This is a genomic window from Blautia obeum ATCC 29174, from assembly GCF_025147765.1.
Lineage (GTDB): Bacteria > Bacillota > Clostridia > Lachnospirales > Lachnospiraceae > Blautia_A > Blautia_A obeum.
The window spans coordinates 1,456,974-1,481,269 of record NZ_CP102265.1 but is presented as its reverse complement, the minus strand read 5'-3'; the positions used below and the strand labels follow the sequence as shown (position 1 = coordinate 1,481,269).

The window sequence follows — 24,296 nt, the reverse complement described above, 5'->3', positions numbered from 1 at the left end:
CGCTATGTTTTATTGCAAAGTAAAAGACCGATGTCGCACACCTCACGCTGCATCGGTCTTTTTTACGTTACATAAAATTTTTATTTTATCAGTCTGTGATCTGAATGCTGTCGATCACCGGCTGTTCGTCTGCTTTGATTGTTCCATTATCATCCGTTGGGTTGGCATTTTTGCAGATTTCATCAACGATATCCATACCTTCTGTCACTTTACCAAATGCTGCGTAATCGCCATCCAGGAAAGTACTGTCTGACTGGACGATAAAAAACTGTGAACTTGCGCTGTCCGGATCCGTAGATCTTGCCATGGAAATGGTTCCTCTCACATGAGAAATATCATTCTTTACACCATTACTTGAGAATTCTCCCTTAATAGTCTCTCCGGATCCTCCGGTACCATTTCCTTTCGGGTCCCCACCCTGCATCATAAAGCCATCCATAATACGCCAGAACGTAAGTCCGTCATAAAAACCTTCCTGTGCCAGTTTCACGAAATTGGTAACGGTGACCGGTGCTGTATCGGCATCGAGTTCCACTTTAATGTCCCCATAATCACGGATGCTGATATCCGCATGGTGGATTCCTGTCAGCTCCTGGCTGGTATCAAGCACTGTATTTTCCACAGTCGCACCATCTGTATCAGTACCGTCACTGAAGCCGGCCTCTTCCGCTTCTTCTTCGCTTGCCACATTTACATCTTTCGTATCTTCATCAGAAGAAGCTTTATCTTCTGATTTTTCATCTGTAGTTTCTGTTTTTGTATCATCTGCTTTCTTGCTGCTGCCACATCCTGCAAGTGTACCTGCTGTCAGCACAACGGCAAAAAGCACTGCCAGAATTCTGGATTTCATGTTCTGTTCCTCCTGTCTTTTTGTTACTGTTCACTTCGTTCCCAGCAACATCTTTTTTCTGATAGTATTCACAGTGTAACACCCCATAAACTTAAAGTCAAATCCTGACTTGTATCAGACGTTCAGCTCTGCTACAATAAGAAACAAAAAAGCAGAAAGGACTTTTATTATGAAAAAAATTGCAAGTTTTACCATAGACCACATCAAGCTGCAGCCTGGCATTTACGTTTCCCGTAAAGATTACCTCGGCGATCAGGTCATTACAACTTTCGATATCCGCATGACTTCCCCAAATGAGGAACCAGTCATGAACACAGCCGAACTCCACGCTATGGAACATCTGGCAGCTACGTTTCTCCGCAATCATGCTGAATTCGGTCCAAAAGTAATTTACTGGGGTCCGATGGGCTGCCGCACTGGAAACTATCTTCTGCTGGCAGGCGATTATGAATCCAAAGATATCGTCCCTCTCATGACTGAGATGTTTGAATTCATCCGGGATTTTGAAGGTGAGATTCCGGGTGCTTCCGCAAAGGACTGCGGCAATTATCTGGATATGAATCTCGGTATGGCAAAATATCTTGCTGACAAATATCTGAAAAATGTTCTTTACGATATCAGGCCAGAACGTCTGACTTATCCGGAATAATCTTTCAATATCGTTACTTAGTAACATAAAAAAAGCTGAACTTCTGATCTGAAGTTCAGCTTTTTTGTAAAATATCTTACTACTGGGCTGTGGTCTGTGCTGCTGCATCTGCAGTGGCAGCTCCTGCCGGAGCTTCTGTAGATACATACTGTGCATTCACATAACCTGTCTGGTCATTGATGCTCACCTCTACCCATTGTCCATCTTCGCTCACACCTGTACTGGTCAGCTGCTGTCCAACAAGTGTTCCTGTAATGATATCCGCATCTGTACTGCAGTCAGAGCGTATGTTTACACCCTCTACAGCATAATAAGTTCCGCTTTGTTTTATGATATTCACACCACTTGCTGTCTGAGCCATTTCTACCGCCGGAGTTGGTGTTGCTTCCGGAGTCGGGGTTACTTCTGGTGTAGGTTCCGGGGTTGGTGTCGGAGTTGCTTCAATCACAGTCACAGTAGAGTCTTCTCCTCCCGTGCTATATCCACATCCGGATGCCACAACAGCCAATCCGGCCAGCACGATCAGTAATCTGGATTTCTTCATAGAAATAATTTCCTCCTTTATAACGCATAAGCCTATCAACACTATACCCCAATTCCGCTATATTATGCAAGTCTTTTTTTGTAGTCTCCTCTGTCTGTAACGACTTCACAGCCAATCCGCTCCATCCGTCTGCTGAGACACATTCTGCATTCCGCAGCTTCGTCACCTGTGCATATTTTTCCATCATACAACATGTATTTTTTTCTGACTGAAACAGGAGAAAGATTCGGCATCACAACATTGGCACCTGACAAGACACCCATTTCTCTTCCTCTTGGATGAATCGTCCCAAGGGCAGTCGTTGCAGGAAGCAGCACATTCGGGAGCATCAGACGCAACAATGCAAGATAAAACAGTGTATCATCCAGCGTTCCACTTCTTTCATTGCAAAATGGGGTATCCTGATGTGCAATAAACGGCCCGATTCCAACCATTTCCGGATCAAGCTCCTTCAGAAACAAAAAGTCTTCCACGAGGTCATCCACTGTCTGTAACGGTGAACCCACCATGAATCCTGCTCCCGTCTGATAGCCCAGTTTCTTAAGTATCCGAAGACAGCTTTTGCGGTTTTCTCCGGACATTTCCAGCGGATGAAGCCGCATATAATGACGTGGATCAGCCGTTTCATGTCGTAACAGATACCTGTCAGCCCCTGCCTCTCTGTATGCACGGTAGCTTTCTTCTGATTTTTCTCCTATGGAAAGAGTCAGTGCGCAATCCGGATATTGTTCTTTAATCTTTCGTACGATCTGTACGATCCTGTCATCTGTAAAAAAGCCGTCCTCGCCGCCCTGTAGAACAAAGGTACGAAAACCAATCTCATATCCCTGCCTGCAGCATTCCAGAATATCTTCTTCCGTCAGTCTGTAACGCTGTGCATTCTGATTGCTCCGACGGATTCCACAATAATAGCAGTCATTTTTACAGTAATTGGTAAATTCGATCAGACCACGTACATAAATCTTATTTCCGTACACTTCCTGCCGGACCTGATTTGCCAGCTCCCGTGCATACTGGTCTGTCTCTTCTGAACGATTCGCCAAAAGTCGGTGAAACTCTTCTGCAGTCAACATCTGTTCATGATGCAGTTTATCAATTAATCTTTTCATGTATTCTCTCCAGCAGAAATATTTACATTTGTTTTTTTCCTCTGGCAATATATTTTCCGAGTTTTTCTTTTACCAGCTGACCATCGTCTACCGCCAGATTACCTCTTAAAAATACTTTATCAATTCCGCAGCGCAGTCTGAATCCTTCAAATGGATTATTATCAGTGTTATAAGCATGTGTGGCAGCAGATATCACACTTTCTTTTTCCGGATCCAGTACTACAATGTCTGCATCACTTTCTGGTGCAAGCACACCTTTCTGAGGATAAACGCCATACAGTTTCGCCGGATTTTCGGATAAAAGTTTACACATCTGTTCCTGCGTAATCCTGCCTTCTTTTACCCCATATGTATAAAGTAATGTTCCACGTGTCTGAACTCCCGGAAGTCCTCCCGGAATCTTTGTAAAATCATCTTTGCCCAGAGCCTTCTGCGCAAGTGTAAAACTGCACTGATCCGTAGCTACTGTCTGGATATCTTCTCGTGACAACGCTTCCCACAGACAGTCCTGATCTTCTTTTTTGCGAATCGGAGGTGCACAGACATAAACAGCTCCCTGAAAATCTGGTTTCGCATACACACTATCATCAAGTAGCAGATACTGTGGACATGTTTCTGCATATACTTCCTGTCCGTTCGCTCTTGCACGCATAACTTCTTCAAATGCTTTTTTATTTGTAAGATGTACTACCATCACCGGTGCATCTGCCTCCTTGGCAATCACGAGCAGACGGTGAACAGCTTCCGCTTCCATCGTATCCGGACGCACCAGTGGATGATTTTCCGGTCCAAGTCTTCCCTCTTTTTTTGCTTCTGCGATCAGCGCATCGATCACGCCTGCATTCTCGCAGTGCACACCTGCAAAACAGCCACATTTTCCAAGTTTTTTCAGGATTTTATACATATCGCAGTCATTTACGATCATTGCCGGATATGTCATATACAGTTTGAAACTGGTGATTCCATGATCGATCATGTCCTGTATTTCCTGTTCTGTCTTTTCATTCCATTCCACGATTGACATATGGAAAGAATAATCACAGGAACATTTGTCATCTGCCTTCTTATGCCATTTATCAAGACCTTCCTTCAGAGTGTGTCCACCCTTATCCTGTGATGCATAATCAATGACAAATGTAGTTCCCCCGAGAATCGCTGCTTTTGTTCCAGTCTCAAAATCATCCGCCGTTACTGTACCTGCTACTTCCAGATCAAAATGTGTATGACCATCTATGAAACCTGGAAAAAGGAGTTTCCCACTGACATCGATTTCCTGTGCATCCTTGGATGGAAGATTTTTCCCAACCTGTACGATTTTTTCTCCTTCTACCAGAATGTCCAGCTGCTCTGATTTTTCGCCTGTTACAACCGTTCCGTTTTTCAATAAATATTTCATAGTTTTCACCCCCAAAAACAAATCCTTGTTTATGATATTAAATATATCATTCTTCCGCCAGAGCATCAACTACTATCTATGCATCCAAAAATATTTCGAACAATTTTTTTAAGGCATGCTTAATTTTTCTTTGAAAAAACTTTATCTCAAAAAAAATTTATGTTATATTAGTAATAATAACAATACAAACCACAACATGGAGGAGGAATAATAATGGGACGGCTGACTGTATTAAAACAGATTGCAAGAGATCTTGCTTCTCAATTTGGTCCTGATTGTGAAATCGTAATCCACGATCTCAAAACCAACGATCCGGAACATTCCATTGTCTATATCGAAAACGGTCATGTTACCGGAAGAGGAATTGGTGATGGTCCTTCTAATGCAGTTTTTGATGTAATCAGGCATAACAACAAAAAAGGAAGCGACTCAACAGACGAGATTCAGGATCATTCCGGATATCTGATGAAAACCTCTGACGGTAAAATTCTAAAATGCAGTACTTCCTATATCCGCGACGATGATGGCACCTTGCATTATGTATTTGGAATCAACTATGATATTACAAAGCTGACCATGATCGAAAGTGCACTGCACGCTCTGGTCACTCCCGTTAATAAGGAAGAAAAGCCAAAAGAGATCACCCACAGTGTCAATGATCTGCTGGATCATCTGATTGAAGAATCCGTAGCTCTGGTCGGAAAACCAGTCGCTCTGATGAACAAAGAAGACAAGGTGACTGCAATCCAGTTCCTGAATGATTCCGGTGCTTTTCTGATTACAAAATCCGGCGATAAAGTAGCTAATTATTTCGGTATTTCCAAGTACACGCTGTACAGCTATATTGATGTAAACAAATAATCTTTTACAACAAAAATCCGCTGAATATCATTCTCAGATGATATCCTGCGGATTTTTTATTGATTATTTCGTTGTTTATTTTCTACTGTGTCTGCTGATTCAGCAATCGTTTGATGACATCAATGGTTTCCTTGATACCATAATTCGCACTGTTGATACAAAGGTCATAATTTTCCGGTTTTCCCCATTTCTCTCCAGTGTAAAATTCGTAATATTTTTTGTGCTGTTTATCCATCTTCTTCAGGAAACGGACAGCCTGCTTCATATCCATATTACGAACATCCATAACATGTTGTGTGCGTACCTGGAATGGTGCGCTGATAAATATACTGATATGTGGAATATGGTTATTCTTAAGGATTGCATCTGCACATCGTCCCATGATCAGGCAGTCCTCTGTTCTTGCCAGTTCACAGATCAGATCGCTCATATTAAAGAAGACCGCATCCTGCTTGGAAAGTCCATGATAACGATTCAATTCTTTCAGTTTCGTCTTCAGGCTCTCATGCGTTTTCTTTCCATACTTATTGAAATCCGTAAAATTCTCTTTATCCTGAACATTATCTTTTTCTGCTTCCAGGCGTTTCATAACCTGGTCAAAGATTTCCACATCATAATAGTTAATTCGCAGTTTATCAGCAAGTTCAAAACCAATATCATTTCCTGCACTTCCCTGTGTACGGCTGATACAGATAACCAAATGGTCATTTTCTGAGATTTTCTCTCTTCTGACAGCCAGATTCAGTGCTGCTCTCTCTGCATCCAGAATATCCGTAGAACCAAACATGTTTGGAAGCTGCTCAATTGCTTTGAGGATCTCATCATACTCCGTCATCAGGCGGCTTTTTTCTGCCGGATCTTTAATCGTACGAGCCATATTACTGATCAGTGCAAGTTCACTTCGAAGAAGATGTCCGTCCGGTTTTGTATACATCAGCATACTCAACGTACGGATCGTCGTATCACGGTTTCCGGTAAACGTACGTCCAAGAGAAGATCCCAGAACACGATATACTTCTGCATCCAGATCATAAATACGATTGGCAAGTTCTGTATATATTTCACGATTGATATTTTCTGACATAACTCTCCCCCCTTACATAAAGAACACAAGCATATCCAGTATAAATACCGGAACAAGGAATACCAATGACCAGCCTATGTATCCGAAGAAGGACGGCATATTGACACCATTCTCGTCAGAAATAGATTTTACCATAAAGTTCGGAGCATTACCGATATATGTGTTGGCTCCCATAAATACCGCACCACAGGAAATCGCAGACAAAAGTTTGACCGGAACTGTGCCAAGACTTGTTGTAACTCCATTCAGGAAACCAAGGGTTCCTGCCGTGGTAAGAAATACCAGATAAGTTGGTGTATTATCCAGGAAACTGGACAGTGCACCGGTTGCCCAGAACATTTCACGCGGACTGGAAAGTCCGATATGAGGTCCAAGTGCTTTCAGAAGCATCAAGGCCGGTTGCATGGTAATAAAAATACCGATAAACAATACCGCAACCTCCTGGATAGCCCCCCAGGTAAAATGGTTTCTTCTACGGATGCTCTTATCCGTTGTTTTAAATGACAGAAATGCAGCCAGAAGGATCATAACAATCTCTATCAGTGCCGGGAATGTCAGTGTCACTTCACCGAAAATGTGGATTCCCATAACTTCTCCTGCCGCATTCTGGAACGCAGAAAGTCCCGGAAGTACCCCGCTTAGGATAACCGCTGCCACGATCATCACCAGGAAGATAATATTATGCAGTCCTTCAATATGAAATTCTGTACCAGGTTTACTGATATCCGGTTTACGTCCCTGTGCAATGTCTTTACGATATGCCAGCTTATCCACATGATAGAATACAAACAGCATGATCACCATGTTGAAGAGCAGGACCGGTAACAGATGCAGACTCCAGAAGAACGGTACTCCTCTCATAAATCCCATAAGGAGCGGCGGATCACCGATTGGTGTCAGACATCCACCCATATTAGATACCATAAAGATAAAGAATATCATGATATGGCTTTTTCTCTTCCTCCAGGAATTCATCTTGATTACCGGTCGTACCATCAGCATACTGGCACCGGTCGTTCCGATACAGCTGGACAAAAGAGTTCCGAAAGCGAGCAGGCAGGCATTTACCCTCGGAGAGCCTGCAAAATCACCTTCCATGGTAATATTACCCGAAACACAGAAAAGTCCGAAAAGAAGAACAATAAAAGTAAGATAATCATTTACAATACATTCAAGAACTGTCTCTGTTGCTTTGCCTGTACCATAAACCACTGCAAACGGAATCACCATCAGCAGAATCCACATAAGTACCACATGTGGCTGATGTGCTTCCCACCATTCAGCTTTGATCAGCGGCATCACGGCGATGCAGAGCAGCAGCCCCGCAAAAGGAATGCACAGCCATACCGGCACCTGAGTGGTTGTTTCTCCACTTCCTGCTGCCCAGACACCTGTCGGACACATCAGAAGCATGGACAGAAGCATTCCAAAAAATGTTACTGTTTTTTTCAAAGATGTCACCCCCACGTTTAGTTTTCAATCAGTGGAAATTATAACATACCTGTTGCAAATTACAATTGCACTTTCGTTCAATAAATCCTGTATCTCTCCTGTTCCTTTTGTGCATTTTTCCTATATATTGTATTTTTATTAGTGCATTGTTGTACTTCTGTAAAGTATTTCTATATCAATTTGTGCATTTTTGATGCAAATTAACTGTTTGTATAAAACAAAGTTTTTTTGTATTTTTATTCATAAATTAAGCCAACGGGCAAGTTCCCCGCTGGCTTAATTTTAGTAATCGCTGCTGGATCCCGAAAAACTCTCTCCACCACTTGAAAAGCTTCCTGAATCATTATTATCGTTTTTGACTTTTGCAGTCTGGCTTACCGTCTCATACAGGAAAATATCATGTTTTTCGCTCAATTCCAGTCCACTATCCGTCGTATATTCACTGGCATCCGGCTGCTGCACACGTGTTTTCATCTTACGTACCTGATACCAGGTGAGAACTCCCGTTGGAATGATCATGATCACAAATGCCATGAGAAGATCTTTCACGAACCGTCCGCCAACTGCTTCATCACTGAGATCCATCAACCGGATATTCTCTCCTTCCGAAATGCGGTCAAGTCCCGCCTCCAGATCATGAATCAATGACTGATATCCACCGAATGGATCATCATCCTTAAGATATGTCTTACATTTATCCAGCATTTCATCCTGGATTCTCGTAGAAAACTCATTCTGCGTGTCTCCGCGGAATACGATCGTAATGTTTCTGACACCCGGCTGATGGAAAATACACATACCTTCATGAGTATCTCCATAACCAATTTCATTAGCCTGCATAAATTCCGCAGCATACTGACGATAATCTTCGTCCTCTCCCACATCCTGTGAGATCCAGAGAACGGCATCATATCCATATGTATCATATATAGTCGCAAGTTCATCATTAAGCTCTGTGATCTCATCATCACTCAGAATCCCGCAATCATCAAAAACCCAGGACATTTCTCCATTTTCATCTTCCTGTGCCGTCTCTGTCTCAGCACCTGCATACACCACAGCCGGTGAAAGCACACCAAGGCTCATCACAAGCAGTGATCCGCTTAAGATAAGATTCATTTTCTTCATTCAGATCACCCCCATAAATCGCAGTGCTGTAACGATTGCTGTCATAGCAATTGTCAGCGGGATATGACATTTGAACCAGTATTTTACTGCCAGATCTTTTCCCACCGGAAGGTCACCGATCAGACGTCCCGTCTGTCCATTCATTGCAAACGAATATGTTTTTCCATTCCATTTTGTATTCAGAAACCATACCGGAAAAAGGCCATATTTTACCTCGCCTTTATTCGTTACAGTAACCTTCTCCTGCTTCGGCGTAACAGTTGCATATCCTTTTACACTCGCTTCAAAACAGTCTTTGACGCTCTGTTCCATACGTTCATAGACACGTCCGGTCAGTTCATCCGGTTCCTGATCATATTTATCTGCCATATATCCGGACAGGTAGGACATATTAAATTCTGTCAGATCCTGATACTCATATGGTTCGATTGCCTCCATCATGGTATCATCGATTGCCTTTGAACCATCCACTGGTATTTTTCGGAAGTTTATCTTTCCGGCACGGGCAACATGATAAAACCTGGTTGCTGTATAGTTATAGTCATCGTCTTCCCATACTCTGGTTTTTGTCGCCTCATAGCTGAATCTTCCTGCAGTATCCAGATCAAACAACCAGAACGGTACATAAACTGCCCTAATCTCTTCGAGATGATTTTCATCTTTAAATACTTTCGGAAGAAGCGGTTTTCCTTCGTAATGTGCCTTAAGTGCCTGTTTCGCTTCTTTTTTTGATTTCATAAACGGAATGATGTAATCCGGACGATAACTGTCTTTAAACTGTTCCGGCATGATCATTGGATTGTCACAATACGGACACACCGTTGATCCTGTTGTCTTTTCGGCCAATATTTCAGCTCCACAGGACGGACAGTTCCACACTGCCATATTTGACTTCTCATCTGACTGCCACTGTTCCGGTTCAAACCCTTTCCATTTTTCGGTCTTATCTTCTTCTACCGTATCCTGCTGTTCTGCCAGTTTATCCAGTTCTTCCAGCGAATACGTACTTCCGCAAAATTCGCATTTCATCTTCTGTTCTTTACTGTCAAACGTAAGTCCAGCCGAACAGTTTGGACATTTATAGTTTAATGTATCCACCCGGTCACCTCCTCAGGTTATGGTCTTGGTCGTCCACATTCCGAACAGAATTTACCCGTATTAGCAGCTCCACAGCTGCAGGTCCACGGTCCTGCCGGACGCGGCTGTCCGCACTCTGAGCAGAATTTACCTGTATTAACAGCTCCGCATGCACATGTCCATCCACTGCTCTGCTGAGACTGTGGCTGCATCTGCGGCTGTGCCTGCTGCCCCATTGCAAACAAATTCTGTGCATTCACTCCACCGGCATTAGATGCCATATTCATACCTGCAAACGCCATTACCGGAGCGGCATTCTGATTAGATGCAGCTGCCTGCATAGCACTTGCCTGCGCTCCTACCATATGTGCTGCTGCCATTGTCGGATTACGGAACGCAGCATTTCTCTGCAGTTCTTTGATCATCGCTTCATCTTCTTCGGATGCTTTCACACTGGACACACCAAGTGAAACAATGCAGATACCTCTTAAGTTATTCCATTTTTCAGTAAGTACCTGATTCAGTGCATCAGAAAGTTCCTGTGTATGTCCCGGAAGTGCGCTGTAACGGATACCCTGTTCCGAAATTTTCGCAAAAGCCGGCTGCAATGCGGTCATAAGCTCACTCTTCAACTGACCGTCAATCTCTTCCCGTTCATAATCCTGTTCTACATTACCACATACATTTGTATAAAAAAGAATCGGATTGGCAATTCGATAGCTGTATTCCCCAAAACATTTAATAGAAATATCAATATCCAGTCCGATATTGTTGTCCACTACACGGAAAGGAACCGGATTCGGTGTTCCATATTTATTTCCCACGAGTTCTTTTGTGTTTACAAAATATACTCTCTGATCTTTTGGTGCTTCTCCACCAAAAGCAAAACGCTTGCCGATCTGTTGAAAAACACTTTTGATTCCCTCGCCCAGATCACCACAGAAAAGAGATGGTTCTGTAGACATATCGTAAGTGTATTCTCCTGGTTCTGCACAGACATCTACAACTTTTCCCTGTTCTACGATCAGCATACACTGTCCGTCGTTCACTGCGATTACAGATCCGTTGGATATGATATTTTCTGATCCATGTTTGTTTGATGATCTCCCAGAAACTTTTTTATGTGCTTTTGTAACCAGCACATCGGCTGGCATAGCCTCACAGTAAAAATACTCTTTCCACTGATCTGCCAGTACCCCACCGGCTGCTCCAACTGCTGCTTTGATCAATCCCATACGTAATTCCTCCTTTTCTGAAAACTGCTCTGTATCAGAGCTTATTATTATGAAAGTTTATGTATAAACAGACCGCTTCGAAGTTTCGGTTCAAACCAGGTAGATTTCGGCGGCATGAGTTTATTTTCATCTGCAATCTGCATCAGATCTTCCATTGCCGTCGGAAACATGGCAAATGCAACTCCACCAGTCTTATCTGCAATCTCGGCAAGTTCACTCAACTTATGGCTGCCACCTACAAAACGGATTCTCTGATCCGTACGCGGATCACCAATGCCAAGAATCGGTGTAAGAACTTTTTTCTGAAGGATAGACACATCCAGCTGACCTACTACATCTTTCTTCTCATAAACATCTTCCCATGCTTTTAAATGATACCAGTTTCCGCCCACATACATGCCCATGCAGTGTTTTTCTACTGGTTTACACGGGAATCCCGGCATGATCATAAGTTCAAAATTAAATTTCAGACTGGCAATAAAAGCATGTTCATCCATTCCATTCAGGTCATGCACCACTCTATTATATGCAAGGATTTTGAGCTGATCATATGGAAATACTACAGAAAGGAAATAATTAAATTCCTCTGTTCCATCATAATCCGGATGCTCTTCTCTTCGTTTAAGTCCCACTTTCACTGCCGATGCTGCTCTGTGATGTCCATCCGCAATATATATAGACGGGATATTTTCAAACTGCTCACGTATCGTCTCAATCTCCTCATTCCCGTCGATCACCCACACGCGATGCCCAATTTCATCATCTGCAACAAAATCATATACTGCTGCGTGAGATGTTTTCCATTGTTCCATCAAATCAAGCAACTGCTGTGGATAGCGGCACGCAAGATAAATCGGTCCAGTATTCGCATCACACACATCTACATGACGGATACGGTCCTGCTCCTTATCTTCTCTGGTAAGTTCATGTTTTTTTACGATTCCCTTCATATAATCATCGATTGAACAGCATCCAACCAGACCTGTCTGTGTCTTTCCCTTACGGGTAAGTTCATAAATATAATAGCACGGTGTTTCATCCTGTTTCATCACACCATTTTTTTCCATATTCAACAGATTCTGTCTTGCGCGTTCATATACTTTCGAGTCATACAGATCTGTATCATCCGGCAGATCCATCTCAGCACGATCTACGTGCAGGAAAGAATCAGGATTTTTATCTCCAATCGCTTTCGCCTCTGCACGATCTACCACATCATATGGAAGTGCAGCTACATCTGCTGCCTTCTCCGAAACAGGACGCAATGCCCGAAACGCCTGAAAAATAGCCATATTCATTGTCTCCTTTTCTGTCTCATCACTTATGTATAAAGATAGTTTCATCTTATCACAGCAATTGTTTATTTTCAACAAATGACACTTTTTTTTTGGTGTGCTAACTTTTTTTGTAAAAACCTAAAAGTTTTTGTATTTTCTCTTGCAAATTTACATATTTATGATATGATAGTTTTAGAAAGAAAAGAAAAATTATGAGTTCAAAATAAATTTTTTAAGGAGGGTTTTCAAATGACAGAAGGTTTAAAATGGACTGTCAATCACGTTGCCAGATCTGACGACAAACATCTCGAGTTAATGTCCGAAGAGAACGTAAAAAAGGCCAATGAATTTCACAAAAGTTTTCCTCAATATACAGTAACTCCTCTTCAGGATCTTGCTGAACTGGCATCCTATCTTGGTGTTAAGAGCATCCATTGCAAGGATGAGTCCTATCGTTTCGGACTGAACGCCTTCAAAGTTCTTGGTGGTTCCTACGCAATGGGACGTTACATAGCAAAAGAAGTTGGGAAAGATATCAGCGAACTTCCATATGCGGTTCTTTCTTCTGAAGAATTAAGAAAAGAATTCGGACAGGCTACCTTCTTCACAGCAACAGATGGAAACCACGGACGCGGAGTTGCATGGGCTGCCAAACGTCTCGGACAGAAAGCAGTTGTCCGTATGCCAAAAGGAACAACGAAAACACGTTTTGACAACATTGCTAAAGAAGGTGCGACTGTTACCATCGAAGAAGTTAATTACGATGACTGCGTAAGAATGGCTGCAGCTGAAGCCGCCAAGACAGAGCATGGCATCATCGTTCAGGATACTGCCTGGGACGGATATGAAGAAATCCCGTCATGGATCATGCAGGGATATGGAACTATGGTTATGGAAGCTGACCAGCAGCTCAAGGAAGCCGGAATCGACCGCCCGACACATGTATTTGTCCAGGCAGGTGTTGGTTCTCTTGCAGGCGCTGTCGTTGGTTACTTCGCACATAAATATAAAGAAAATCCACCAGTAATGGTTGTCTGCGAAGCAAGTGCTGCTGATTGCCTGTACCGTTCTGCTATGAAGGAATCCGGTGATCTTGTAAACGTAGGCGGTGACCTTCAGACGATTATGGCCGGTCTCGCATGCGGCGAAGCAAACACCATTGGATGGGATATCTTAAGGAATCACGTTTCTGTGTTTGCATCCTGCCCGGACTGGATGAGTGCCAAAGCAACACGAATCTATGCGAATCCGCTCGGTAATGATCCGCATATCGTTTCTGGCGAATCTGGTTCTGTTCCGCTTGGTCTGTGCTTCACTGCCCTTCACGATGAAGATGCAAAAGATCTCAAAGAAGCTCTGAAACTGGATGAAAACTCCAACGTTCTCGTAATCTCCACAGAAGGTGACACCGATCCGGTTCGTTACCGCGAGATCGTATGGGATGGACTGTACGGAACAAACGAATCTTTAAGCAAGTGATGATACCAGGGGCAAAAATTTCAAATGATGTTCGTGCTTGCACGATAAAGCATTTGAATTTGGGGACCTCCAAACATGAGGAAGTAGCGATTTACATAGTAAATCAGCGGATTCCGAATGTTTGAAGGATTGTGGGAGCAGTTTACTGCGGAACAATCCGTAAGTATCATCAAGTAATCAAAAACTCAAAAATTATTTCATATACATGGGAGGAACTTTAAAATGGATTACGGCAAAATCAAAGAAGCTGCTCAGAATTATCAGGAAGATATGGTCAAATTCTTAAGAGCAATCGTTAAAAATCCTGGAGAAAGCTGCGACGAAAGAAAACATATCGAAACAATCGAAGCTGAAATGAAAAAGCTGAACTTCGATGAAGTAACTATTGATCCACAGGGTAACGTCATCGGTTACATGGGATCCGGTGATAAGATTCTCGCTTTTGATGCCCATATCGATACGGTTGGTATCGGTAACATCGAAAACTGGAACTTCGATCCATACGAAGGTTACGAAACAGAAGAAGAAATCGGTGGACGTGGTGTCTCTGACCAGTGCGGTGGTCTCGTATCTGCTGTATACGGTGCCAGAATCATGAAAGACATGGATCTGATTCCGGAAGGATATAAGATCATGGTAGTCGGAACGGTTCAGGAAGAAGACTGTGACGGTCTCTGCTGGCAGTACATCATCAACGAAGACAAGATCCGTCCGGAATTTGTAGTTTCCACAGAGCCAACTGACGGTGGTATCTACAGAGGTCAGCGTGGACGTATGGAAATCCGCGTAGATGTAAAGGGTGTTTCCTGCCATGGTTCTGCTCCGGAACGTGGTGACAACGCCATCTACAAAATGGCTGATATCCTTCAGGACGTACGTTCCCTTAATGAAAACGATGACGCTGACGAAACAGAGATCAAAGGTCTTGTTAAAATGCTCAATCCAAAATTTAACCCTGACTGGGAAGAGGCTCGTTTCCTTGGACGCGGTACTGTAACTGTATCTCAGATTTTCTACACCTCTCCTAGCCGTTGTGCAGTAGCTGACTCCTGTGCGGTATCTCTTGACCGTCGTATGACATTCGGAGAAACATGGGAAAGCTGCCTGGATGAGATCCGTGCACTTCCAAGCGTTCAGAAATACGGTGATGACGTTGTTGTATCCATGTATAACTATGATCGTCCTTCCTACACAGGCTGCAAATACGAAATCGAGTGCTACTTCCCGACATGGGCTATTCCGAAAGATCACAAAGTAACAAAAGCTCTTGAAGACGCATACAAAAACCTGTACGGTGAAACCCGTCTTGGAAATGCTGAAACAGAAGAAATGCGAAAAGCACGCCCACTTACAGATAAATGGACATTCTCCACAAACGGCGTATCCATTATGGGACGTAATGGAATCCCTTGCATCGGATTCGGTCCTGGAGCAGAGGCACAGGCACATGCACCAAACGAAAAGACCTGGAAAATCGACCTCGTAAGATGCGCAGCGGTTTATGCAGCTCTGCCTGCTTCTTACTGCAAGTAAGAAAGAACAACAAAGAACGGGATTCTTTGAACTTATAAAGGACGAAGTCCTTTGAACCTTGCAAAGGGAGCGAAGCCCCGCTCCCTCTGCACACCCTTGGGGCTAAAAGCACAGTAGTAATACACTGTCAGATCAGAAGGATATTAACTTAACTAATTATAAGCTCTTTGTGTTGCAAGTATAAACTAATAGATAATTAGCTGCTACAGACAGAGTGAACAATATCTATAATGCTTCAGGCCGTAAGATGAACAAATAGTCAATAAACGAATAACCACACACGAAATGTGCTAATTAAGGCGTTTTTTCTTCTCAGTGTGGGGAATAAATATTTCATAAGGTGATGATCTGAGACGGCCGGTACTTAGTGACCGTATTCTGGTCACTTATGTACCGCTGCCAGTCGAAGTCAGCGAGAGCGTGTCACCGTTGAAATATTTGATTCCATCACACGTTAAAGAAGAATAATCTTAGTCACACATTTCCCACAAAAAGGAGAAAAACATGAAAACTTTACAGGATTACATCGACAAACTCAACAAACTTAACTTCAAAGAAATGTATAACAACGATTTCTTCTGGACATGGGACAAAACCGACGAAGAACTCGAAGCAGTATTTACCGTAGCAGATGCACTTCGTTTCATGAGAGAAAACAACATTTCCACAAAAGTATTTGAAAGTGGTCTTGGAATCTCCATCTTCCGTGACAACTCTACACGTACCCGTTTCTCTTTCGCTTCTGCCTGCAACCTTCTTGGTCTGGAAGTACAGGATCTCGATGAGAAAAAATCGCAGATTGCGCATGGTGAAACTGTTCGCGAAACAGCAAACATGGTATCCTTCATGGCTGACGTAATCGGTATCCGTGATGATATGTATATCGGCAAAGGACATGCATACCAGAAAGAATTCATGGATGCAGTTACTGAGGGAAACAAAGATGGTATCCTTGAACAGAGACCTACTCTTGTAAACCTGCAGTGCGACGTTGACCATCCAACACAGTGTATGGCTGATATGCTTCATATTATCCATGAATTTGGTGGTGTAGAGAACCTCAAAGGCAAAAAAATCGCTATGTCATGGGCTTACTCTCCATCTTACGGCAAACCGCTCTCTGTTCCTCAGGGTGTTATCGGTCTGATGACACGTTTCGGTATGGACGTTGTTCTTGCTCATCCAGAAGGATACGATGTAATGCCGGAAGTTGAAGAAATTGCTAGAAAGAACGCAGAAGCAACAGGCGGATCCTTCACAAAAACAAACAGCATGGAAGAAGCCTTCAAAGATGCTGATATTGTATATCCAAAGAGCTGGGCTCCTTTCGCTGCTATGGAAAAACGTACCAATCTCTATGCAGAAGGCGATTTCGAAGGAATCGACAAACTTGAAAAAGAACTTCTTGCTCAGAATGCCGAACACAAAGACTGGGCTTGCACAGAAGAACTCATGAAAACAACAAAAGACGGAAAAGCTCTCTATCTGCACTGTCTGCCAGCTGATATCACAGGTGTAAGCTGCGAAACAGGCGAAGTCGATGCATCCGTATTTGACCGTTACAGAATCCCGCTTTATAAAGAAGCAAGCTTCAAACCATATATCATTGCAGCTATGATCATGCTTTCCAAATTTGAAAATCCGCAGGATATCCTGAAGAAACTGGAAGTAAAAGCTGCACCAAGAATCATGAAATAATTTTTTATCGGGTAGGTTTTTACAATGTATAAAAGAAAAAGAATTGTGATTGCTCTGGGCGGAAACGCCCTTGGCAATACACTCCCGGAACAGATGCAGGCCGTCAAAACCACAGCAAAAGCCCTGTGTGATCTGATCGAAGAAGGGCATCAGGTTGTTGTTGTTCATGGAAATGGCCCACAGGTAGGTATGATCAACAATGCCATGGCAGCTCTTTCCAGAGAAGACGCAAACCAGCCAAACACGCCTCTCTCCGTCTGTGTTGCCATGAGCCAAGCATACATCGGATACGACCTGCAGAATGCGCTTCGTGAAGAGCTTCGCAAACGCGGATTTATGCGCACACCGGTCGTAACTGTTGTTACACAGGTACGTGTCGATGAAAATGATCCGGCCTTCCAGAATCCAAGCAAACCAATTGGACATTTCATGACCAGAGAACAGGCTGAACATGCAGAAAAAGCATATGGTTATGTTATGAAAGAAGATGCCGGTCGCGGATACCGCCGTGTCGTTGCTTCCCCGAAGCCAGTTGAAATCGTAGAACAGGATGCGATCAACAGTCTTGTAGATGCAAACAAAATTGTTATCTGCTGCGGCGGTGGAGGAATTCCTGTCACATTACAGGGCGACCACCTCAAAGGTGCATCAGCTGTTATTGATAAAGATTTTGCAAGTTGCTTACTCGCTAAAGAACTTGATGCCGACATGCTGATCATCCTGACTGCCGTTGAAAAAGTTGCCGTAAACTTCGGTAAGGAAAATGAGAAATGGCTGGATGAGATGACAGTCGAAGAAGCCCAGAAATATGTAGACGAAGGTCAGTTTGCACCAGGTTCCATGCTTCCCAAAGTACAGGCGGCCATGGATTTTGCCTCTTCCAAAGAAGGACGCTCTGCCATGATTACGCTTCTCGAAAAAGCCAAAGACGGTATTCAGGGCAAGACCGGGACTAAAATCCATATTTAAATATCAATGCCATGATATAAAAAAGTAGTATAATCTGGTCAAAAAAACAGATTATACTACTTTTTCTCTTTTAGCTCTGGCAGGATTGTGGCAATCATTGTAATATTCAATCCAACAAAAAACCACAAATAAAAGCCACAAAAAATCATATTTTTTTCTTGTGTTTCAACGAAAAAAAAGGTATAATTATATTAATATAAAAATGTATAAAATCATATTTTATATAATGATTGATGGAGGTATTATGGCTGAGAATTATAATGGCATGGCAGTTGGTATCTTTGAACTTGACAGTCTTGCTGCCTGCTTCGTAGCACTTGACGCTGCTTCCAAAGCAGCCAATGTAAAAATTCAGAATGTTGAGCGTAATCGTCTTGGTGCCGGTGCATGCGTAAAAATGCGTGGATCTGTATCCGATGTAACTGCTGCAATGGATGCAGCCCTTAAAGTAGCTGAGCCGCTGACAAAGATTTTTTCTCATACGATCATTGCTTCTCCTGCTCATGACACAGAACCGGCTATGTATATGACAGCAGGTAAATAATAACCCTGAATATTTGATTAAAGTGAGGATCATACTATGAAATACGGAGCATTCGGATTAGTTGAAGTATTAGGAAGCTGTAATGCAGTCATGGTCATTGACCAGATGCTCAAGACAGCAGACGTATCTTTTCGTACCTGGAACGGCAAATGCGGTGGACATGAAGTTGTTTTTATGAGCGGTGATGTATCTGCTGTTACTGCTGCTGTAGAGTCTGTAAAACAGAATCCACCATGCGACATTATTCTTGCGGCAGTGATCTCCAATCCTTCTGAAGAAACTGTACGTCTTGTAGAAGAAGATGCTGCTACTCATCATTTTGCATAATCATTGTTTATTCAGAGACCTGTCTGTATCAGGTCTCTTTTTTATTTCATTGCCAAAAAAGCAACAAAAAACCACATCGAAAATATCACTAATCCGATGTGGTTTTCTGATTTAAAATTTCATAGGAATTTCCTTAGCGATTAAACACTGCAATACCAAGACCCTCTTCACGTACTACAGTCCACATAGCCTCATTGATCTCCTCTAATTTATATCTATGTGTAATCAGTTTATACAGAGGAAGTTTCATTTCTGCTGCTTTTGCCAGGAAATTCATGCAGTTTTCATAATCTCTTGCTGCATAAAATCTTCCACCAGCCGGCATGCTGTCTTCAAAATATCTCGCTATAGGAGTTCTTCTCCATCCACAAAGAAATCCCATTTCGCAAATGCTTCCGCTGTTTTTCATAAATCTTCTTGCTACATTTCTTCCCATAGGCGAATCTGTACAGATAAATACTGCATCTGCCATATCACCTGCTGCTGCACGAATCTTGTCCTTCACACCTGCAACACCATTTTTTCCATGGGAACCAATAAATTCCCATGCTCCAAATTCCATTGCACGAGATTTTTCACTTTCTTTGTCAATTACAATAATTTTATTGATTCCAAGTGTTTTTAATGCAGCCACGGTCAGAAGACCTTCCATTCCACATCCAAGTACAACTGCTGTTTTATCAGCATCCAGTTTACACATTTTGGACATGCGTTCTACTTCTGTATAAATAGAAATACTTCTCGTGATCAGCAGTCTGGATTCCAGATCCAGACCGTTTACCTGATATACCTGCTGTCCGGCCGGCAATACGATGTAATTTGCAAACCATCCATTCGGTGCAACTGTATTTGCCTTTCTGCCGCCATATGTAGAAACACCACCAAATCCGGCTTTCTTTGCCGCAATGACTTTGTCTCCTACTTTCAGGACATTTCCTTTGGCATCCTGAAGATTCTCACTTCCAACCTTTACGATGATACCGGTTCCTTCCTGTCCCTGTGCAGAAGAACCTGCTGCTCTTCTTTCTTTCAGAAATTCCGTAACATCAGAAGGAGAAATCATGCATCCCTCCACACATACAAGAATTTCTTTTGGTCCGACTTCCGGAAGAACATAATTTTTGATCATATAATCTTCCTGAGAATCGAGAACCGCTGTTTTTCCAACTTCTCTTCCAGTCAGTGCCGGTGTTTCCTCTAATACAAAGGTCGTTTTCGGCTGCACCGGTCTGGAAGGAGTATCTATCTCAGACAGAACCTGCTTTACAATTTCGTCAATCTTTATATCCATCTTCTATCTCCTTTGCCATAGACTGCTGTTCTTTCCATTGTTGGAACACCATGAAGCAGCTTATCTATTTTTATCTTCACAACAACCTTACGATAAGATGTCTGTTCTTTCTCGTGGCAACATGGTTTATGTCCGTCATCCGGATAAACCAGATAAAACATTCCCGGTTTCATCTGAATTCTGTTTCCACACCCGGAAAGCCACTCAATATCAGCTTCCGGATCATAAGGAGTCTTTACCGCCAGATCTGCCCGGTCTGCATATTCCCACATTTCAGATCCGTCCAGAAGGATCTGTACATCCAGGTAATTACGATGTACCTCAAAATCTGCTTCTTCGAAGCTTCTTGTATTCCCTTCCTGTACAAAAGCAAATCCTTTACCAACCGGATATTTGCCCGGAGGAAGCTGTTCTTTCTGAACACGTTCCGCAAAACGTACGGCATCCCATAATTCCGGAACACTTCTCTGGTAACAACGGAAGCGTTCCAATCGATCCATTATCATTATCGCCAGCTCCTGTCTCTTTATAAAAGTTCCAGATCTCTCATTTTATTGTAAACATTTGCCTTCGCTGTTGCATCAAGTGAAAGTGCAGGAAGTCTTTCCTGACCATCATGATGCAGCACTCTGTAGTACATAGCCTGTTTGCAAGCCAGGAACAAAGGTGTGCTATATGCATAGATATCCATTGCCTCAACCATTTTGTTGAACCATTTTGCAGCTTCATTAAAATCGCCGCGTTTTGCACTCTGATACGTATTAACCGTATATTCCGGTGCAAAGTTTGCAGTTGCATTGATGAATCCATCCACACCACATACCAGTAGACCCATTGCCTGATTTTCATATGCTGAAAATACAGAAAAGTCCGGATTAATTTCTTTTACTTTCTGCATGCTGAGTACATGATTGAAATCTGCAATCGTATCTTTGATTCCGACTACATTCGGGTTTGCTTTTACAATTCTGGCTACAACATCTGCATTGAAGCAGTATCCGGTAAGATCCGGGAAGTTGTAGATAATGATCGGCAGCGAAGTATGAGAAGCAACATATCCAAAGTATGCTTCAACCATGTCTGTACTGTATACACTGAAATAAGGGTTGATCAGAAGTACTCCGTCTGCACCGGCCTGCTCAACAAATTTCAACAGATCCATCGTATTTTCCAGACAGGTATCTCCGACACCAACGATTACATTTACGCGTCCATTTACATATTTGATCATCTCATTGATGAAGTTTTTCTTTTCTTCAACAGTCATGATACTGAACTCACCGGATGTTCCCAGATAAGCAAGACCATCAACACCTTTTGAGATCAGAAAATCTGCCTGGCGTTTGCTGGCTTCAATATCAACCTTGTGATGTTCGTCAAAAATAGTGATCACTGGTGGATTCACTCCGCACAATCTTTTCATTTTAATTCCTCCTTATAATATCCCAGATCTCTTGACAGATCACGGGCTGTTTTTAACATTTCAGTTTTTAAAAGTTCCTTTTTTTCTACCATTCGCTGTTTCAGACCAGATACACTGATCGCAGCTTTCATATGGCCGGTATTGTCATAGATTGGCACGGCCATACACCACAGTCCCTGTTCAATCTCCTGATTATCTACTGCATATCCCTGGTTGCGGAACTGTGCGATCTCCTTCTTAAGTTCCAGTTTGTCTGTAACCGTATGCTCTGTAAATGCTTTCAGTTCAATGCGGTCAATAATCTGAGAGCTTTCTTTTTCCGGAAGAAACGCAAGAAATGCTTTTCCAAGTCCTGTACAGTATACAGGTTTTCTGGATCCAATACTCGCATTTGTGGTAATGGTACGTTCACAGTTTTCTTTCGCAATATAAACAATCTCATCACCGGAAAGAACTCCAAGGAAACAGGTTTCTTCCACTGTCTGCATAAGTTTCTTGAGATATGGCGTACCGATCTTGTTCAGATCAATTCTGGATGCGGCAACTGCACCAAGGCTCATCAGTCTGCCTCCAAGATAATATCTTTTCTGTTCATCTGCTGACAGATAACCATTCTCTTCCATCGTCTGCAAAAGTGCAAGCGTACTGCTTGGAGCAAACCCCAGAAGGCTGCTTACTTCTTTATTCGTCAGGCCCTCCGGGCTTTGTTCCAATAATTCAAAAATCCTAAAAACTCTTTCCGCTGATTTAACTGCCATAGATCTACCTGCTTTTCTTTTTTTCATACGTAACTATTTCTTCCGCTCTGAATAGTTACTCCTACTGTTTATTATACTACAAAGAAAATCTTACTGTAAACTGTTTACACAGGCTATTTGCTGATTAATCTGTTTCACAGCAGTTTCTTTTATAAAACAGGAGCCCACGACGTATGTCTGAGGACTCCTGCTTGAATTACATCTGTTTATTAGAACAGGCAGGAAATACATCCTACTACAATGATCAGAATGATTCCGACTACAGACGCAATAGCCTGTCCCAATGTATAAGTCTTAACGCCACCTGATAAATTCAGGCCGGCCATATTGGAAACGATCCAGAAACCAGAGTCGTTTACAGTTGCACCGAACAGTGCACCGTCAAGGCAGGCAAGAGCCAGGAATACCGGGTGACATGCAATTGTTGCAGTAACACTCTGCATGATCGCAAATGTTGTCAGTGATGCTACTGTACCGGAACCGGTGATCTGACGGAATGCCATACCGAGGAACCACGCAATGAACAGAATCAGTGCTGTATTTCCTGAAATACCGGAAACAAGATTTTTGATCGCATCACTTACACCTGCTGCTGTAATAACAGCTGAGAAGGAGCCGCCGGCACCAGTAATCAGGAATACCATACCTGCTGAATGCAGAGCATTGGCAGCTGATGCTTCTGCTTTCTTGAGGCCCATTGTCTTCATCGCAATGATCATTGCCACAAGAGTACCACAGAGCATGGATGTCGTCTTCTGTCCCAGGAATGTGAGCCATGCCGGAGTGCTTCCGACCGCTCCAACAATTGTATTCAGAAGGATCAGGACGATCGGAATGATAATTGGAAGTAAAGATACTCCAAAGCTCGGAAGTTTTTCCGGTAATTCAAGTTCATCTACGTTCAGTCCGTTACCGTTTTCATCTGTTTCTGCATTCCAGAGACCTTTTTTCATGAGCATGCCATGAATAGTAACAGAAATGATCATCATCGGGATACCGAAAAGAAGACCAGCTGCAATCATGACACCAAGGTCAAAGCCGAAGTACTCCGGTGCAACCAGAGGGTTGGGAGTAGGAGGCACCAGAGTATGTGCAATACCAGCACCAATAGAAATTGCCCCGACAATGTATCCAATTCCTTTGTTGAGCTTTTTCATAAGAGCTACACCAATTGGAATGAGGATAACGAATGTAACATCGAAAAATACCGGGATTGACAGGATAAATCCAGCAAATCCTACAGCATACATAGCATATTTTTCAGGGAACAGAGACACCAGCTTATCTGCAATAACAGTAGCTCCGCCGGTATCACTTACAAACTGTCCAAGGATGATACCAAGACCGATCGGGAAACCAATGCTTCCCATCATGTTTCCAAAACCATTGTTGATAACTGTGATCAGACCGTTTGTTACTGTTCCGTCCGCTGCTGTAATATCATTGAGCGGCACCTTGGTCAGTACTCCGAGAAGCAGAGAACCAAGAATAAGTGCGATTGCCGGATTCATTTTCACTTTTGTACAGAAAAGAACTACAAGAGCGATAGAAATGATCAGGCAGATGATTAAATATGTTGCTGACATAATTTTCCCCCTGCATTAGCTTCATG

The 24,296-nt window shown here is 42.7% G+C and carries 23 protein-coding genes; 8 read left to right on the top strand and 15 right to left on the bottom strand.

What is annotated here, in order from left to right; genetic code table 11:
• Window positions 1-88: 88 nt before the first annotated feature.
• Window positions 89-850 carry a peptidylprolyl isomerase gene (locus tag NQ503_RS07005; protein WP_005422464.1) on the bottom strand — a complete coding sequence of 254 codons (762 nt, stop codon included), beginning with the start codon at window positions 848-850 and terminating at the stop codon, window positions 89-91.
• A 169-nt stretch (window positions 851-1,019) separates the two neighbouring features.
• On the opposite strand from NQ503_RS07005, the gene NQ503_RS07000 reads away from it, so the two are divergent.
• Window positions 1,020-1,499, top strand: a complete 480-nt coding sequence (locus NQ503_RS07000; RefSeq protein ID WP_005422460.1) for an S-ribosylhomocysteine lyase — start codon at window positions 1,020-1,022, stop codon at window positions 1,497-1,499.
• A 79-nt stretch (window positions 1,500-1,578) separates the two neighbouring features.
• Here the strand turns inward: NQ503_RS07000 and NQ503_RS17525 are convergent, their stop codons facing one another.
• The 3 genes from NQ503_RS17525 to hydA form a co-directional block, all read right to left on the bottom strand.
• On the bottom strand, window positions 1,579-2,043 hold the full coding sequence (locus NQ503_RS17525; protein WP_005422459.1) for an SH3 domain-containing protein: 465 nt from the start codon (window positions 2,041-2,043) through the stop codon (window positions 1,579-1,581).
• 62 nt (window positions 2,044-2,105) lie between these two features.
• Window positions 2,106-3,152 carry a [FeFe] hydrogenase H-cluster radical SAM maturase HydE gene (gene hydE / locus NQ503_RS06985; RefSeq protein WP_005422454.1) on the bottom strand — a complete coding sequence of 349 codons (1,047 nt, stop codon included), beginning with the start codon at window positions 3,150-3,152 and terminating at the stop codon, window positions 2,106-2,108.
• 22 nt (window positions 3,153-3,174) lie between these two features.
• Complete coding sequence (gene hydA / locus NQ503_RS06980; protein WP_005422450.1) at window positions 3,175-4,548, bottom strand: dihydropyrimidinase; 1,374 nt, start codon at window positions 4,546-4,548, stop codon at window positions 3,175-3,177.
• Between the two features lie 213 nt (window positions 4,549-4,761).
• On the opposite strand from hydA, the gene NQ503_RS06975 reads away from it, so the two are divergent.
• Window positions 4,762-5,409 carry a helix-turn-helix transcriptional regulator gene (locus NQ503_RS06975; protein WP_005422449.1) on the top strand — a complete coding sequence of 216 codons (648 nt, stop codon included), beginning with the start codon at window positions 4,762-4,764 and terminating at the stop codon, window positions 5,407-5,409.
• An 82-nt stretch (window positions 5,410-5,491) separates the two neighbouring features.
• Here NQ503_RS06975 and NQ503_RS06970 read toward each other — a convergent pair whose 3' ends face one another.
• From NQ503_RS06970 to NQ503_RS06945, 6 genes are all read right to left on the bottom strand, one after another.
• Window positions 5,492-6,493 carry a cytidylate kinase-like family protein gene (locus tag NQ503_RS06970; protein ID WP_005422447.1) on the bottom strand — a complete coding sequence of 334 codons (1,002 nt, stop codon included), beginning with the start codon at window positions 6,491-6,493 and terminating at the stop codon, window positions 5,492-5,494.
• A gap of 12 nt (window positions 6,494-6,505) precedes the next feature.
• Window positions 6,506-7,906 (bottom strand): sodium:proton antiporter, encoded by a 1,401-nt coding sequence (locus NQ503_RS06965; RefSeq protein WP_005422446.1) that lies wholly within the window; start codon window positions 7,904-7,906, stop codon window positions 6,506-6,508.
• Between the two features lie 321 nt (window positions 7,907-8,227).
• Entirely contained in the window at window positions 8,228-9,073 is an 846-nt protein-coding gene (locus NQ503_RS06960) for a TPM domain-containing protein (protein WP_005422445.1), read from the bottom strand.
• The gene (locus tag NQ503_RS06955; RefSeq protein ID WP_022388473.1) at window positions 9,074-10,171 is read right to left on the bottom strand and encodes a TFIIB-type zinc ribbon-containing protein; all 1,098 of its coding nucleotides are present in this window, start codon (window positions 10,169-10,171) and stop codon (window positions 9,074-9,076) included.
• 17 nt (window positions 10,172-10,188) lie between these two features.
• Window positions 10,189-11,385, bottom strand: a complete 1,197-nt coding sequence (locus NQ503_RS06950) for an SPFH domain-containing protein (RefSeq protein ID WP_005422440.1) — start codon at window positions 11,383-11,385, stop codon at window positions 10,189-10,191.
• A gap of 47 nt (window positions 11,386-11,432) precedes the next feature.
• The gene (locus tag NQ503_RS06945) at window positions 11,433-12,677 is read right to left on the bottom strand and encodes a DUF1015 domain-containing protein (RefSeq protein ID WP_044924878.1); all 1,245 of its coding nucleotides are present in this window, start codon (window positions 12,675-12,677) and stop codon (window positions 11,433-11,435) included.
• A gap of 234 nt (window positions 12,678-12,911) precedes the next feature.
• Here NQ503_RS06945 and dpaL point away from each other — a divergent pair, with 234 nt between their 5' ends.
• The 6 genes from dpaL to NQ503_RS06915 all read left to right on the top strand — a co-directional run bounded on the left by dpaL (window position 12,912) and on the right by NQ503_RS06915 (window position 19,212).
• Entirely contained in the window at window positions 12,912-14,141 is a 1,230-nt protein-coding gene (gene dpaL / locus NQ503_RS06940) for a diaminopropionate ammonia-lyase (RefSeq protein ID WP_005422435.1), read from the top strand.
• Between the two features lie 222 nt (window positions 14,142-14,363).
• Window positions 14,364-15,674 carry a YgeY family selenium metabolism-linked hydrolase gene (locus NQ503_RS06935; RefSeq protein ID WP_005422434.1) on the top strand — a complete coding sequence of 437 codons (1,311 nt, stop codon included), beginning with the start codon at window positions 14,364-14,366 and terminating at the stop codon, window positions 15,672-15,674.
• A 504-nt stretch (window positions 15,675-16,178) separates the two neighbouring features.
• Window positions 16,179-17,372 (top strand): knotted carbamoyltransferase YgeW, encoded by a 1,194-nt coding sequence (gene ygeW / locus NQ503_RS06930; protein WP_005422433.1) that lies wholly within the window; start codon window positions 16,179-16,181, stop codon window positions 17,370-17,372.
• Between the two features lie 24 nt (window positions 17,373-17,396).
• Window positions 17,397-18,341 carry a carbamate kinase gene (gene arcC, locus NQ503_RS06925; protein ID WP_005422432.1) on the top strand — a complete coding sequence of 315 codons (945 nt, stop codon included), beginning with the start codon at window positions 17,397-17,399 and terminating at the stop codon, window positions 18,339-18,341.
• A 244-nt stretch (window positions 18,342-18,585) separates the two neighbouring features.
• The gene (locus tag NQ503_RS06920) at window positions 18,586-18,885 is read left to right on the top strand and encodes a BMC domain-containing protein (RefSeq protein WP_022387895.1); all 300 of its coding nucleotides are present in this window, start codon (window positions 18,586-18,588) and stop codon (window positions 18,883-18,885) included.
• 36 nt (window positions 18,886-18,921) lie between these two features.
• A complete protein-coding gene (locus NQ503_RS06915) occupies window positions 18,922-19,212 on the top strand; it encodes a BMC domain-containing protein (protein WP_005422428.1) in 291 nt (96 codons plus the stop codon).
• A gap of 133 nt (window positions 19,213-19,345) precedes the next feature.
• On the opposite strand, the gene NQ503_RS06910 is transcribed toward NQ503_RS06915, so the two are convergent.
• The 5 genes from NQ503_RS06910 to NQ503_RS06890 form a co-directional block, all read right to left on the bottom strand.
• Complete coding sequence (locus tag NQ503_RS06910) at window positions 19,346-20,503, bottom strand: zinc-binding dehydrogenase (protein ID WP_005422427.1); 1,158 nt, start codon at window positions 20,501-20,503, stop codon at window positions 19,346-19,348.
• On the bottom strand, window positions 20,494-21,009 hold the full coding sequence (locus NQ503_RS06905; RefSeq protein ID WP_005422425.1) for a NanQ anomerase/TabA/YiaL family protein: 516 nt from the start codon (window positions 21,007-21,009) through the stop codon (window positions 20,494-20,496). The genes NQ503_RS06910 and NQ503_RS06905 overlap by 10 nt, the downstream gene beginning before the upstream one ends.
• A 20-nt stretch (window positions 21,010-21,029) precedes the next feature.
• Window positions 21,030-21,926, bottom strand: coding sequence for a dihydrodipicolinate synthase family protein (locus NQ503_RS06900; RefSeq protein ID WP_005422423.1), 897 nt, complete (start codon window positions 21,924-21,926; stop codon window positions 21,030-21,032).
• Window positions 21,923-22,684: an IclR family transcriptional regulator gene (locus NQ503_RS06895; RefSeq protein WP_022387892.1), complete on the bottom strand. Its 762-nt coding sequence runs from the start codon at window positions 22,682-22,684 to the stop codon at window positions 21,923-21,925. The genes NQ503_RS06900 and NQ503_RS06895 overlap by 4 nt, the downstream gene beginning before the upstream one ends.
• A 209-nt stretch (window positions 22,685-22,893) precedes the next feature.
• Window positions 22,894-24,270 carry a GntP family permease gene (locus NQ503_RS06890; protein WP_005422419.1) on the bottom strand — a complete coding sequence of 459 codons (1,377 nt, stop codon included), beginning with the start codon at window positions 24,268-24,270 and terminating at the stop codon, window positions 22,894-22,896.
• Window positions 24,271-24,296: the final 26 nt, after the last annotated feature.